At 64.2% G+C, this 13,209-nt stretch carries 12 protein-coding genes; 3 read left to right on the top strand and 9 right to left on the bottom strand.

The window, feature by feature from the left end; genetic code table 11:
• Window positions 1-65: 65 nt before the first annotated feature.
• The gene (argB, locus tag BBA01S_RS07360) at window positions 66-965 is read right to left on the bottom strand and encodes an acetylglutamate kinase (protein ID WP_027815859.1); all 900 of its coding nucleotides are present in this window, start codon (window positions 963-965) and stop codon (window positions 66-68) included.
• 324 nt (window positions 966-1,289) lie between these two features.
• On the opposite strand from argB, the gene BBA01S_RS45775 reads away from it, so the two are divergent.
• The gene (locus BBA01S_RS45775; RefSeq protein ID WP_084161934.1) at window positions 1,290-1,517 is read left to right on the top strand and encodes a cysteine-rich CWC family protein; all 228 of its coding nucleotides are present in this window, start codon (window positions 1,290-1,292) and stop codon (window positions 1,515-1,517) included.
• A gap of 23 nt (window positions 1,518-1,540) precedes the next feature.
• Here BBA01S_RS45775 and BBA01S_RS40440 read toward each other — a convergent pair whose 3' ends face one another.
• Window positions 1,541-3,193, bottom strand: a complete 1,653-nt coding sequence (locus BBA01S_RS40440; RefSeq protein ID WP_042296309.1) for a hypothetical protein — start codon at window positions 3,191-3,193, stop codon at window positions 1,541-1,543.
• Between the two features lie 116 nt (window positions 3,194-3,309).
• Between BBA01S_RS40440 and BBA01S_RS07345 the strand changes: the two genes are divergently transcribed.
• Entirely contained in the window at window positions 3,310-4,662 is a 1,353-nt protein-coding gene (locus BBA01S_RS07345) for an ATP-binding protein (RefSeq protein WP_027815858.1), read from the top strand.
• A 105-nt stretch (window positions 4,663-4,767) separates the two neighbouring features.
• Window positions 4,768-5,310 (top strand): response regulator transcription factor, encoded by a 543-nt coding sequence (locus BBA01S_RS07340; protein WP_027815857.1) that lies wholly within the window; start codon window positions 4,768-4,770, stop codon window positions 5,308-5,310.
• Window positions 5,311-5,405: 95 nt separating this feature from the next.
• Here the strand turns inward: BBA01S_RS07340 and hslU are convergent, their stop codons facing one another.
• The 7 genes from hslU to BBA01S_RS07305 all read right to left on the bottom strand — a co-directional run bounded on the left by hslU (window position 5,406) and on the right by BBA01S_RS07305 (window position 13,082).
• Window positions 5,406-6,755, bottom strand: a complete 1,350-nt coding sequence (hslU, locus tag BBA01S_RS07335; protein WP_027815856.1) for an ATP-dependent protease ATPase subunit HslU — start codon at window positions 6,753-6,755, stop codon at window positions 5,406-5,408.
• Window positions 6,756-6,779: 24 nt separating this feature from the next.
• Window positions 6,780-7,316 carry an ATP-dependent protease subunit HslV gene (hslV, locus tag BBA01S_RS07330; protein WP_027815855.1) on the bottom strand — a complete coding sequence of 179 codons (537 nt, stop codon included), beginning with the start codon at window positions 7,314-7,316 and terminating at the stop codon, window positions 6,780-6,782.
• 379 nt (window positions 7,317-7,695) lie between these two features.
• Window positions 7,696-8,115, bottom strand: a complete 420-nt coding sequence (dksA, locus tag BBA01S_RS07325; protein ID WP_027815854.1) for an RNA polymerase-binding protein DksA — start codon at window positions 8,113-8,115, stop codon at window positions 7,696-7,698.
• A gap of 630 nt (window positions 8,116-8,745) precedes the next feature.
• Window positions 8,746-9,852: a CobW family GTP-binding protein gene (locus BBA01S_RS07320; RefSeq protein WP_027815853.1), complete on the bottom strand. Its 1,107-nt coding sequence runs from the start codon at window positions 9,850-9,852 to the stop codon at window positions 8,746-8,748.
• A 208-nt stretch (window positions 9,853-10,060) separates the two neighbouring features.
• A complete protein-coding gene (locus BBA01S_RS07315; RefSeq protein ID WP_027815852.1) occupies window positions 10,061-11,263 on the bottom strand; it encodes a class I SAM-dependent rRNA methyltransferase in 1,203 nt (400 codons plus the stop codon).
• A gap of 126 nt (window positions 11,264-11,389) precedes the next feature.
• The gene (gene xerC, locus BBA01S_RS07310; protein ID WP_027815851.1) at window positions 11,390-12,343 is read right to left on the bottom strand and encodes a tyrosine recombinase XerC; all 954 of its coding nucleotides are present in this window, start codon (window positions 12,341-12,343) and stop codon (window positions 11,390-11,392) included.
• 55 nt (window positions 12,344-12,398) lie between these two features.
• Window positions 12,399-13,082, bottom strand: coding sequence for a DUF484 family protein (locus BBA01S_RS07305; protein ID WP_027815850.1), 684 nt, complete (start codon window positions 13,080-13,082; stop codon window positions 12,399-12,401).
• Window positions 13,083-13,209 lie beyond the last annotated feature (127 nt).

Below are 13,209 nucleotides of genomic sequence, written 5' to 3'. Positions count from 1 at the left end.
GGGTGCCGGGAGAACGAACCGACGTCCGGCGGTGCGAGGGCGCCGCCGGAGGGATGCACTTTAGTTTAGTGCGAGCGGATCATCGTGCCGAACGGCTGCTCGGTCAGGATTTCCAGCAGCACCGAGTGCTCGATGCGGCCGTCGATGATGTGCACCGAACGCACGCCGCTCTTGGCCGCGTCGAGCGCCGACGAGATCTTCGGCAGCATGCCGCCCGAGATCGTGCCGTCTTCGAACAGGGCGTCGATTTCGCGCGCGGAAAGATCCGTCAGCAGGTTGCCTTCCTTGTCCATCACGCCGGGGATGTTCGTCATCATGACGAGCTTTTCGGCGTTCAGCACGACCGCGAGCTTGCCCGCCACGAGGTCGGCGTTGATGTTGTACGACAGGCCGTCTTCGCCAAAGCCGATCGGCGAGATCACCGGAATGAACGCGTCGTCCTGGAGCGCCTTCACGACCGCCGGGTTGATCGCTTCGACTTCGCCCACCTGGCCGATATCGATGTACTGACCTGGGTTGTCGCGATCCGGCATCATCAGCTTGCGCGCGTGGATCAGGCCGCCGTCCTTGCCGGTCAGGCCGACCGCATGGCCGCCGAAATGGTTGATCAGCGTGACGATGTCCTGCTGCACTTCGCCGCCGAGCACCCACTCGACGACTTCCATGGTTTCTTCGTCCGTGACGCGCATGCCCTGGATGAAGGTGCCCTGCTTGCCGATCTTCTTGAGCGCCGTGTCGATCTGCGGGCCGCCGCCGTGCACGATGACCGGGTTGATGCCCACGAGCTTGAGCAGGATCACGTCGCGCGCGAAGCCCTGCTTGAGACGCTCTTCGGTCATGGCGTTGCCGCCGTATTTGATGACGACGGTCTTACCGTGGTACTGGCGGATATACGGCAATGCTTCGGCCAGGATTTCGGCTTTCAGGGTGGGCGCGATCTGCGAGAGGTCGATGGGCTCGGACATGGCGGCGGGCTGGACTGGAAAACGGGGGCGAAAAACGCCCGAAAGGGCGCGCTAGCAAAAGCGCGGACGAAACAGGCCGAATTGTACACAACTGGCGCGCTGCAACAGGGTTTTCGCCAGGTTGGAGCGGTGGCGATGCGATGATGCGACAGATGCGGCGTCTGTGGCGGTATTGGCGGGCTTCTTCGGTGATTATGCGTCTATCGTTGTGAAATTTCCGCGACAGGCGCACTTGTGCGTTCTAATCTCTAACGGCAAGGCTCGTCGCCTGCTGTGGCATCATTTCTACATCGCCGAAGCTGGTTTTCCAGGGAGTGCGCCGCTATGACCGCCCCCGCTTCATCCACTCATGCCGTCAGACATGCGCGCTGCCCGCGCTGCGGCAACGCTTTCGACTGTGGACGCCATACCGAGCCGTTCGACTGCTGGTGCAAGGCGCTGCCCGCCGTGCCCGCGAAGCAGCTCGACCCGCGCGGGCGCTGCATGTGCCCCGAATGCCTCGCCGCTGCCGTTGCCGCTGGCGGCGTATCCAGAGGCGGCGCCGGTCATTGACCCGCACGCCGCCAGGGCGCGGCTCAAGCCTGCTTTGCCCGATGCGCGGCGGCGAGCTTCGCCAGATCGGCGCTCATTGCTTCGAGCACCGGATCCCACTGCCGGAAATGCTCCTGACGATACAGCGTGGTGTTCGGATACCACGGGCTGTCGCGGCGATCCAGCAGCCAGACCCAGTGCGGATTCACGTCGAGCAGCACCCACGAACGCTGGCCGAGCGCGCCCGCCAGATGCGCTGCCGACGTGCAGACCGAAATCACCAGGTCGAGCGCATCGATAAAGGCGGCGGTGTCGTCGAAGTTTTTCCACTCGCTGGTGGTGTCGATCACCTCGAAACCTGCGTTGCGCGCGGCGTCGATATCGGCCTGGGCTCCCGGTTGCAGCGAGTAGAACGCCACGTTGTCGATGCCGCCGAAATGCTGCGCCAGCCGTTCGAGTCCGACGCGCCGGAACGGATTGCGCTTGTGCGTGAGGCTGCCCGTCCAGGTCAGCCCGACCTTGAGGCGCGTTTCACCGGACAGACGCTCGCGCCAGTGCGCGGCGGCCGCCGGATCGGAGCTCAGGTAGCGCACCGGGCCGGGAATGGTGTCCTCAGCGGTGCCGAAGAGGCAGGGCAGGCTCACCAGCGAAATCTCGCAGTCGAAGGGCGGCAGCGCCTCGACCGGGCCGCCGGCCGTGTACAGATCGTAGTGGCCGTGCATGCTGCGCGCGAGCAGCGCGCCCATCTGCGGAAACGAATTCCACACGAGCTTGCCGCCTTCGCGGTGCACGCGTTCTGCGAGCATCGGAATATAGCGGCTGAATTGCAGCAGGTCGCCCATGCCCTGTTCGCCCCAGACCAGCAGCGTGCGGCCCGCGAGCGGCTCGCCGCGCCATTCGGGCCTGGGAAACACGGGGCGGCCCGCCGCAAGTTCGCTCGACCCTTGCCAGCGCAACTCATGATCGGCCCAGCCTTGCGCGAAGTTGCCGCGTACGAGCCGCGTCATCGACAGGTTCACGCGTACCGAGGCGTCGTTAGGGGCATACTGGCAGGCGGCGGAGGCCGCGCGCTCGGCTTCGTCCCACTGCTGGGCTTCCTTGCAGGCCATCGCGTAGTTGTTCAGGGCGAGCGAACTATGCGGCGCGAGTGCGACGGCTCGCCTGGAGGCTTCGATTGGGCGTGTGATATCGGTTTCTGTGGCGCGCAGGCGGCCTAGATTGATCCATGCGTTAGCGTCGTCGGGATCGGCCTCGACGCATTCCGCAAGCAGCGCTGCGACTTCATCGTCGTTTGATTTGACGTACATCAAGGCTGTCGCAAGATTGTTGCGCAGATTTGGAAACGTTCGATCGATTGCGAGCGCGTGGCGGTAAGGTGCTACGGCGTCGGCGTGGCGATTCGCCAGTTGCAGCGCGAGGCCTGTCGCAAACCACGCGGCGACGCGTTGCGGCGAGAGCCGCGCGACGGCGGCGCAAAGCCGGACGGCTTCCTGTGCGTACTCAGGCTGGCCGGCGCGCGCGGCGGTGATCATCAGCGCGTCGTCGTCGAGTTCGCTCAGCGTGGTGCGCGTGGCGTTCGCCACGGCATTCAGCGACGACATATCGCCGCAGGCAGCATCGACGAAATCGAGAAAGAGCGCGCGCGTCTTCTGCGCGGGATCGGACTTATTGCCCGTAAGTGGCTTAACGGAAGTCATCTGCTGCCAGCCTTGTCAGAAATGGTCGCCAGTTGTGCTGTCGGCGTATGTCAGATATTGGAACAGAGCTTTTCGAGACAATGAATAAGACAAGTCCGAACAGGTAAACTGACACCATGCATCGCATAACTGTCAGTGCCCGCGTCAATCTAAGCCATGTGTTCTGGCTGCGCAGCCTCGCCATCATTGGCCAGCTGTGCACGATTGCGTTCGTGCAATTCTTCTTCGGCGTGCAATTGCCGCTGCCCGCCATGTTGTTCGTGATCGCCCTCGAAGTGGCGTTCAACGGCGTCACGTGGTTGCGCGTCACGCAGGATCGCCCCGAATCCGATCTCGAACTGTTCGGTCAACTATGGGTCGATCTGGGCGCGCTCTCCGCGTTGCTGTTCCTCTCGGGCGGCACGACCAATCCATTCGTTTCGCTCTATCTGCCGTCGCTCGCCATCGCGGCCGCCGTGCTGCCGTGGTATCTCACGGCGTGGCTCGCGTGCTTCGCGGTAGTTTGCTATGTGTTGCTGGGCTTCGACAACGTCCCGCTCAATCTCGACAATCCCGCCAACCTGTTCGACTACTACCGCGCGGGCATGTGGGTGAACTTCATGGTGAGCGTGGCGCTGATCGTGTGGTTCGTGGCGCGTATGTCGCGCGCACTGCGCGAGCGCGAGAGCGCGCTCGCCGACGCGCAGCAGCGCCTGTTGCGCGACGAACGCGCCGTGGCGCTCGGCGTGCAGGCGGCCACGGTCGCGCATGAGATCGGCACGCCGCTGTCCAGCATCGCCATGCTTACCGAGGAACTGCGCGACATCGCCCGCAGCGACAAGGGCCTCGCGCCGTATTCCGCCGACCTCGAATTGCTCGACAAGCAGATCACGCTTTGCACGTCTGCGCTTGCGCGCCTGCGCAGCCGCGCGTCGTCCACGGGCAGCCGGCAGGTGGTGGGCGAATGGCTCGGGCCGTTCGTCGAGCAGTGGCGCCTGCGCCACCCGCACGTCAATTTCGAACTGCTTGGCAATGCGCCCGAGCACCTGAGCCTCGACGATACGGTGGCCGTCGGGCAGATCCTCACCATCCTGCTCGATAACGCCGCGCGCGCGAGCCGCGACTTTGTGACGCTGCGCGCCACGCCGCTGCCAGGGTATATCGATTTCGAAGTTTGCGACGCGGGGCCGGGCATTCCGCCGTCGTTGCGCGCATCGCTGGGCGCGGCGCCTGTGGACAGTACGCAGGGCGGTCATGGCGTGGGGCTGTACCTGGCGTTCTCGTCGGCGGCGCGTCTGGGCGGATCGATCGATCTCGCCGATGCCCCGGCGCAAGGCGCGAAAGGTACGGCGAGCCTCGAAGGCAGCGTGAGCCGCTCGCGCAAGACACGCGGCACGCGCGCGGTGTTGCGCGTGCCGGTGACCGAAGGGCAGGTGGGCGAGGCGAACCCGGCCGCTGGTTCGCGCAACGGCGCGGCAGCGGCGCTTTAGAACACGGGATCAGGCAAGCGGTCGACACGACGCAGGCGCGGCAAGACCGGCGCGGCGTAGCGGCCTGATCGTAACGGAACATCGGTGCAACACGGAGAAAGTGGCATGAGCGATATGAATTTTCTGGTGATCGACGACGACGAAGTCTTCTCCGACATCCTCGCGCGCGGTCTGACGCGGCGCGGTTACCAGGTGCAGCAGGCGCACAACGCCGACGAAGCGATCCGCTTCGCGAACCAGCAGAAGTTCGGGCAGATCACGGTCGACCTGCATCTGGGCAACGACTCAGGCCTTACGCTGATCGCGCCGCTGCGCGATCTGCAACCCGACGCACGCATGCTCGTGCTTACCGGCTACGCGAGCATCGCGACTGCTGTGCAAGCGGTCAAGGACGGCGCGGACAACTACCTTGCCAAGCCTGCCAACGTCGAAATGATCCTCACCTCGCTGCAAGGCGACGCGAGCACGCTGCAGGCCGAAGCCGCCATCGAGCACCCCGCGCCGCTGTCGGTTGCGCGTCTCGAATGGGAGCATATCCAGCGCGTGCTGTCCGAGCACGGCGGCAATATCTCCGCCACGGCGCGCGCGCTCAACATGCATCGGCGCACGTTGCAGCGCAAGCTCGCGAAGCGTCCGGTCAAGCAGTAAGCGCGTTCGAACCGGCGCCACAATGAAAAAAGCCCTGCAAATGCAGGGCTTTTTGTTTGCACAGCGAGATCTGCAGCAAGAGCCGCAGCGCGTACTTACAGCACGTAGCGCGACAGATCCTCGTCCTGCGAGACTTCGCCGAGCGCCTTGTCGACATAAGCTGCATCGACGGTCACGCTCTGGCCCGCGTGATTGCCCGCGGCGAACGACACGTCTTCGAGCAGCTTTTCGATGACCGTGTAGAGACGGCGCGCACCGATGTTCTCGGTCTTCTCGTTGACCGAGAATGCGATTTCCGCGAGGCGGCGAATCCCGTCCTCGGCGAAATCGAGCTGCACGTCTTCGGTCGCGAGCAGGGCCTGATACTGCTTCACGAGGCTCGCATCGGTGGCGACCAGAATCGCTTCGAAGTCCTTCACGGACAGCGATTCGAGTTCGACGCGGATCGGGAAACGGCCTTGCAGTTCGGGGATCAAATCACTCGGCTTGGCCAGATGGAACGCACCGCTCGCGATGAACAGGATGTGATCGGTCTTGATCATCCCGTACTTCGTGTTGATGGTGGTGCCCTCAACGAGCGGCAGCAGGTCGCGCTGCACGCCTTGACGCGAGACTTCGCCGCCACCCGCGCCTTCGTTGTTGCGCGAAGCGATCTTGTCGATTTCGTCGAGGAACACAATGCCGTTCTGCTCGACGTTCTGCACGGCCTTCTGCTTGACCTCTTCGTCGTTGAGCATCTTCGATGCTTCTTCGTCCGTGAGGAGCTTGAGCGCTTCCTTGACCTTCACCTTGCGGCGCGTCTTCTTGCCGCCGCCCAGATTGGCGAACATCGAACGGATCTGCTCGGTCATGTCTTCCATGCCCGGCGGCCCCATGATGTCCATGCCCGACTGCGGCATTTCAACGTCGAGCTCGATTTCCTTGTCGTCGAGCTGGCCTTCGCGCAGGCGCTTGCGGAAGGTCTGGCGCGTGGCGTTGTCGCCGTCGGCCGGTGCGGTTTCCGAGGCGGCATTGAAGCCCACCGGACGTGCGCTCGGCAGCAGGATGTCGAGGATGCGGTCTTCGGCCTGGTCGGTGGCCTTGCTGCGCACCTTGCGCATTTCCGTTTCGCGCGTCTGCTTCACCGAAATTTCGATGAGGTCGCGCACGATGCTGTCGACGTCACGGCCCACGTAGCCCACTTCGGTGAACTTGGTCGCTTCGATCTTGATGAACGGCGCGTCGGCGAGCTTGGCCAGACGGCGCGCGATTTCGGTCTTGCCGACGCCCGTCGGCCCGATCATGAGAATGTTCTTCGGCGTGATTTCCTGGCGCAGCGGCTCGGCGACCTGCTGACGGCGCCAGCGGTTGCGCAGCGCGACGGCCACGGCTTTCTTGGCCTTCGCCTGGCCGATGATGTGCTTGTCGAGTTCCGAGACGATCTCGGCGGGAGTCATGGTGCTCATCGTGATTCCTTGTCGTCCTGGGGGTTACTCGATGGTTTCGATCACGCGGTTGTGATTCGTATAGATACACATGTCGCCCGCGATTTCGAGCGCCTTTTCGACGATCTCGCGCGGCGAGAGGTCGGTGTTGTCGACAAGCGCCTTGGCCGCGGCCTGCGCGTACGAACCGCCCGAGCCGATCGCGCAGATCCCGCCTTCGGGATCGAGCACGTCGCCGTTACCGGTGATGACGAGGGTGGTGGTGGCGTCGGCGGCGATCAGCATGGCTTCGAGACGGCGCAGCATGCGGTCGGTGCGCCAGTCCTTGGCGAGCTCGACGGCTGCGCGCGTGAGATTGCCCTGATGCTTTTCGAGCTTGGCTTCGAAGCGGTCGAGCAGCGAGAACGCGTCGGCGGTGCCGCCGGCGAAGCCGACCATGACCTTGCCGCCGTAAATGCGCCGCACTTTCTTTGCGCCGCCCTTCATGACGATGTTGCCGAGGGTGACCTGGCCGTCGCCGCCGAGGGCGACCTTGTCGCCGCGCCGCACGGATACGATCGTCGTGCCGTGAAATTGCTCCATGTGCGTTCCTTTTACCGTTGATGCCAGGTAGAGACTGGCGCGGACTGGCGTGGTTCGTGCCGCCGTGCCGCGCCATCGGGATTCGGTACGCGCCGCGCGTGCCTGGAGGTTGAATCGCTGCCGGAAGGCGGCAGCGCCTGGGCGCGCGAGCGGGCGTGTCGGTAGAAGTTTAGGGCGGCAGCGGGCAGTTCAAGGGCTCGCGGCGCAGAAAGCGAGATAAAGGCGGGGGCAGTGCAGAGCGGGCGAAAGATCTGCGCACGTGCGTCGTACAGATAAGGTCGCGCAAATAAAAAAGCGCACGGAACTCCGTGCGCTTCTTCGAGAAGGCATTCGATCCAGCTCGCGCCTGCTTGAAACAGGCGGCGGAGCCGGCAGCCGGTCAGTCGCCGAACAGCTTCTGGCGCAGTTCGCGGCGCTCTTGCGCTTCGAGCGAGAGCGTAGCGGTCGGGCGCGCGAGCAGACGCGGAATGCCGATCGGCTCACCGGTTTCCTCGCACCAGCCATAGTCGCCCGATTCGATGCGCGCGATCGATTGCTGCACCTTCTTGAGCAGCTTGCGCTCGCGGTCACGCGTGCGCAGCTCAAGTGCGTGCTCTTCTTCGATCGTCGCGCGGTCGGCCGGATCGGGAACGATCACGGTTTCGCGCAGATTCTCGGTGGTCTGGCCCGCATTGCGGAGGATTTCCGCCTGGAGCTGTTCGAGCCGGTTCTTGAAGAAGGCGAGCTGATCCTCGTTCATGTAATCCTTGTCGCTCATCTTCAGGATTTCGGCTTCGGTCAAGAGTCGTTTCGTCGTCATCTGGCTTGCTTCTTCAATGAGTGAGGCAAAACTGGCACATCTTGCCTGCACTTTTGTGTTGCCCGCAGTGGCCTATACCACCCAAAACCGCGTTTTATCGCGCGCTTTTTCGCGCCAAGGTGCGCACCGACGGGCACGGACGGTGAATTGTCGTGACGCCGGAGCGCCGCTGCGGGGCCGAACTCCTCTGGAAACCGTGGTTCAGAAGCTTCTGAGGCATATTTCGTACCGGCTGCGCGCTGCGACGCGATGCGCGGCCGGGGAGGCACTTCTGTTTCTCGCCGGAATCTGCCGGAAATGGCCTTGAAACCGGTGGTGGGGAGAGCGCCTCTCTTCCAGTGGGGCCGTATTGTAACCGAACCGCAAACTCACGCCGCAAGCGGGAAATCCCTGCATTCGCGACGGCTTCGTCTGAGGTTCGTCTTACGTACGATATCCAGAAAATATAACGCGCCAATCGTGAAAAAGCGATGGTCGGGTACGTTATTTGATGCACAGCGCACGGAAATACCGAATTACGCGCACTGCAATGCCGCTAAAAACGACAACGCCCGGCGTTCAGTTCATCTGAAGCCGGGCGTTATCCGTCAAAAATGACTTATGCGCGATGCAAGTCGCACATTCGGTGCATTAGACGAGGCAGGCGTCGAGCCCGTCGGTGATCAGATCCTTCGGCAGGTCGATGCCGATGAACACCATCTTGCTGTTCTTTTTCTCGATCGGCAGCCACTTGGCGGCCAGGTCGCTGCCCATCATCTGGTGCACGCCCTGGAACACCACCTTGCGGTCTACGCCCTTCATGTAGAGCACGCCCTTGTAGCGCAGCAGGTGCTCGCCGTAGATCTGCAGGATGCCGCCGAGGAAGTCCTCAAGACGGTTCGGGTCGAACGGGCGGTCGCTGCGGTACACGAACGACTTGATCTTGTCGTCGTGGTGCGCGTGGTGATGGTGGTGACCGTGGTCGTGGCCTTCGTGCGTGCACTTGCCGTGATCGTGGTCGCAGTCGGCGTGATCGGCATGGTCGCCGTGAGCGTGGCCGTGGTCGTCATGAGCGTGCGCATGGTCGTGCGCGTGTTCATGCTCGTCTTCGGCGAGGAAGTCCGGATCGATTTCGAGCTTGGCGTTCAGGTTGAAGCCGCGCAGGTCGAACACTTCCTTGATGTCCGCTTCGCCGAAGTTGACTTCGCGCACTTGCGCCTTCGGGTTCATGTGCAGCACGCGGTGACGCAGGTCGGCGACTTCCTTCGCGTCGACGAGATCGGCCTTCGTGACGAAGATGCGGTCGGCGAAACCGACCTGGCGCTGCACCACTTCATGCTCGTCGAGCTGCTTGTTGCCGTGCTTCGCGTCGACCAGCGTGATGATCGCGTCGAGCAGGAAGGTGTCGGCGATCTCGTTGTCCATGAAGAACGTCTGCGCGACCGGGCCCGGATTCGCGAGGCCGGTCGTTTCGATCACGACGCGCTCGAAATCCAGCTTGCCGTCGCGCTTTTGCTGCGCGAGGTCGCCGAGCACGCGTGCGAGGTCGCCGCGGATCGTGCAGCAGATGCAGCCGTTGCTCATCTGGATGATCTGCTCGTTGCTGTCCTGCACGAGAATTTCGTTGTCGATGTTCTCTTCGCCGAACTCGTTCTCGATCACGGCGATCTTCATGCCGTGGTTCTCGTTGAGGATGCGCTTGAGCAGCGTGGTCTTGCCGCTGCCGAGGAAGCCGGTCAGGATCGTGACGGGAATCATGCTGTTTGCCATGCTCTGTGCCTGATGAGTGTCGGGTGAGGACGCGGCGCGTCGCGCGGTCTGCGCGCTCTGTCGCCAGTGTTACAACATAACTATCTATTGAATCATATCTGCGGCGCGCACGCAGGGCACACGCGGAATCGCCCTGATACGGGGTCGCATCGCGTGGCCGCTGCGTTCGTGTCAATCACGCGCAGATAAGGCCGCTTCAGGCGATTTGCAACAGCAGGCCCTTGAGGTATTCGCCTTCCGGGAAGGCCGTGAGCAGCGGGTGATCGACGCCCGCGCCCAGGCGCTTGATGATGCGGGCGTCGACCTTCGCGTCGGCGGCCGCGCCCGCGACGATCTTCTGGAACAGCTCCGCGTCGATCGCGCCCGAGCACGAGTACGTGAACAGCAGGCCGCCCGGACGCAGCAGCTTGAAGCCGGTGAGGTTGATGTCCTTATAGGCGCGCGCGGCGCGATCGACGTGCTCGCGCGATGCCGCGAACTTGGGCGGATCGAGCACGACCAGATCGAAACGCTCGCCTTCTTCGTGCAGGCGGCGCAGCGTCTTGAAGGCGTCCGCGTCGAGCCACGTGGCGCGTTCGGCGTCGAAGCCGTTCGCCTGCACGTTCTTTTGCGCCGTGTTCAGCGCCTCGCCCGACGAGTCGATCGAGACCACGCGTTTCGCGCCGCCCTTCATCGCCGCGAGCGAGAAGCCGCCCGTGTAGCAGAAGCAGTTGAGCACGTCGCGGCCCTCGGCATAGGTCTGCACGAGGGCGCGATTGTCGCGCTGGTCGACGTAGAAGCCGGTCTTGTGGCCCTTGCGCACGTCGACGTGGTAGCGCACGCCGTTTTCGCTCGCGATGAGGGTTTCGGGCGGCTCGTCGCCGGCCAGCAGGCCAGTGACTTGTTCGAGCCCTTCCTTTTCGCGGATCGACACGTCCGAGCGCTCATAGACGTTCGGGCAACCCGTCGCCTGGGTCAGCGCGTTCACGATCGCTTCTTTCCACGCTTCCACGCCCGCCGCCATGAACTGGCAGACGAGCTGGCCGCGCGGTTTCTGCGCGTCTTCCGTGTACCAGTCGACGATCAGGCCGGGCAGGCCGTCCGCCTCGCCGAAGATCAGGCGCACCGCGCCCGTGTTGTGCACCATCGCCTGGCGATGCGCGAGCGCGCGTTGCACGCGGCGCTTGAAGAACGCGTGGTCGATCGGCTCGTTTTCGTCGAAGCTCCAGACGCGCGCGCGGATCTGCGAATGCGGGCTGTACGCGGCGCGCGCGAGGAAGCGGCCGTCGTGCGCGCGCACGATCACCGTGGCGCCGGACGCGGGCTTGCCGTCGACGCGCTCGATCGCGTTGGCATAGACCCACGGATGGCGGCGCAGCAGGGATTTTTCTTTCGACGGCTTGAGAGTGACGATATTCATGATGGATGTGATGCCAGTGATGCGGCGGCGTCCGGTGGTTTCGCTCACGCTGTGTGAAAGCGCCGGACGCGCAAAAAATCGGTGGATGCGCGGTGAGGCTTTAGCTGCCTGGCGGGCCTGGCAGGCTTATGAGCCTGACTCGTCGCGCTTCTTCGCGCGTGGATGCGCGTTGTCGTACACCTTCGCGAGATGCTGGAAATCGAGCGACGTATACACCTGCGTCGCCGAAATGCTGGCGTGGCCAAGTAGTTCCTGGACGGCGCGCAGATCGCCGCTCGATTGCAGCAGGTGCGTGGCGAACGAGTGCCGCAATACGTGCGGGTGGACGTTCGCCGGAATGCCGGCGACCAGCGCGGCGCGCTTCACGCGCTCGCGCACGACGCCAGGCGCCATGCGGTTGCCGCGCACAGACAGAAAGAGCGGGGCGTCGTCGTGCTTGACCCAGGCGTCGCGCACCGCGAGCCAGGCGTCGATTGCGTCGATCGCCTTGCGTCCCACGGGAACGATGCGATGGCGGTCGCCCTTGCCGTGCACTTCGACTTCGGCGGCGTCGCGCTTGAACCAGCCCGCCGATTCGTAGCCATCGCGTTTCACATAACGCACGTCGAGGCCCACGAGTTCCGCAAGCCGCAGCCCCGACGAATAGAACAGCTCCAGCATTGCCTGGTCGCGCAGCGTCTCCAGGTTGCCTGCCGCGGCGTCGCTTGCGGCGACGGGCGCCTCCATGAGGCGCGTGGCGTCGTCGACGGAGAGCGCTTTCGGCAGCGTCTTCGCACGCTTGGGGGCGCGCACGGCGGCCACGGGATTCGCATCGAGTTCGATGCGGCCCGCCAACCAGCGATAGAACGCGCGCCACGCCGACAGCCGGTGCGCAATCGAGCGCGCCGACAGGCCGCCCGCGTGGGCGCGCGCCACCGCGCCGCGCACGTCGGCGGGCGTCACCTTTTCGAGCGGCCGGCCGTTGGCGAGTTTTTTAAGCTCGTCGAGTTCGTGCGCGTAGCCGCGCAACGTGTGCGCCGAGAGCCTGCGCACGTGCTCGAGCGTGTCGAGATAGTCGGCGATCGGATCGGTCGGGTTCACGGCGGCGGCGTCGGTGCGGGTCAAAACCGCTTCAATAAAGGATCAGTGCGGCCACTCAATGCGGCAACAGGCGCGCGAGCGCGCCGCTGGCAAGCGTGCCGATCTGGCGCAGGAAATCGGTGCCCATGCCGTCATGGAAGCGGCGCGGATCGGGCGAACCCATCACCAGCAGGCCGAACGGCTCGCCACTCGGGTCGCGCTCTTCGTCCGTCACGCGCTTGCGCAGCGTGATGATCGCGACCGACTGCGGCTCGCCTTGCTCGGCGTCGAGCCACTGCGCGGCTTCGAAGCCCGTATTCGCGCCGCAATACGGCGTCGCCAGGCTGCCTGCGAAGAGGCGCACTTCCTCGCCGGTGTGCTTCGCGAAACTTGCCTGCGCGTAGGTTTCGGCGACATCCCACAGGCGCAGCGCCGATTGCGGCACGTCGAACTCCTCGCGCAGACGCTCGGCGATCATGCGCGGCAACGCGTGCGGATCGCGCTCGGCTAGCACGAGCGAAGTCCAGTGAACCATCTTCGCGGCAATGCTGTCGTTCTCGTGGCCGTAGCGCAGCAGCTCGGACAGACGCAGTTCCAGGTGTTTGTTCTTCTCGCGCAGCATCTCCATCTGGCGCTCCTGGAGCGACACGGCGGCCTTGCCGTGCGGGTTGCCCAGCCTGAGCGAGACCAGCAGCTCGGCGTGCTCGACGAAGAAGTTAGGGTTGGCAAGCAGATAATCGGCGACTTCGCGATCGGTCATGTTTTTAGCACGTCAATAAGCGCGTTCGGTCAGGAAGCGGCGCGCGGCTGCGCGCCGGATGAGGCGATGTATCGTGGCCGCGCGCGGGATGCCTCACAGTGCGTGCAAAAGCATCGCGGCGCGGAAG

It is taken from the genome of Paraburkholderia bannensis NBRC 103871 (assembly GCF_000685015.1).
GTDB lineage: Bacteria > Pseudomonadota > Gammaproteobacteria > Burkholderiales > Burkholderiaceae > Paraburkholderia > Paraburkholderia bannensis.
Note: the sequence above shows the minus strand (reverse complement) of the source record. Positions and strands in the feature narration are given on the sequence as shown.

What these genes read in the sequence shown, in the direction of transcription:
- argB (WP_027815859.1), bottom strand. Translation starts at nt 965, where the DNA reads ATGTCCGAGCCCATCGACCTCTCGCAGATCGCGCCCACCCTGAAAGCC.
- BBA01S_RS45775 (WP_084161934.1), top strand. Translation starts at nt 1,290, where the DNA reads ATGACCGCCCCCGCTTCATCCACTCATGCCGTCAGACATGCGCGCTGC.
- BBA01S_RS40440 (WP_042296309.1), bottom strand. Translation starts at nt 3,193, where the DNA reads ATGACTTCCGTTAAGCCACTTACGGGCAATAAGTCCGATCCCGCGCAG.
- BBA01S_RS07345 (WP_027815858.1), top strand. Translation starts at nt 3,310, where the DNA reads ATGCATCGCATAACTGTCAGTGCCCGCGTCAATCTAAGCCATGTGTTC.
- BBA01S_RS07340 (WP_027815857.1), top strand. Translation starts at nt 4,768, where the DNA reads ATGAGCGATATGAATTTTCTGGTGATCGACGACGACGAAGTCTTCTCC.
- hslU (WP_027815856.1), bottom strand. Translation starts at nt 6,755, where the DNA reads ATGAGCACCATGACTCCCGCCGAGATCGTCTCGGAACTCGACAAGCAC.
- hslV (WP_027815855.1), bottom strand. Translation starts at nt 7,316, where the DNA reads ATGGAGCAATTTCACGGCACGACGATCGTATCCGTGCGGCGCGGCGAC.
- dksA (WP_027815854.1), bottom strand. Translation starts at nt 8,115, where the DNA reads ATGACGACGAAACGACTCTTGACCGAAGCCGAAATCCTGAAGATGAGC.
- BBA01S_RS07320 (WP_027815853.1), bottom strand. Translation starts at nt 9,852, where the DNA reads ATGATTCCCGTCACGATCCTGACCGGCTTCCTCGGCAGCGGCAAGACC.
- BBA01S_RS07315 (WP_027815852.1), bottom strand. Translation starts at nt 11,263, where the DNA reads ATGAATATCGTCACTCTCAAGCCGTCGAAAGAAAAATCCCTGCTGCGC.
- BBA01S_RS07305 (WP_027815850.1), bottom strand. Translation starts at nt 13,082, where the DNA reads ATGACCGATCGCGAAGTCGCCGATTATCTGCTTGCCAACCCTAACTTC.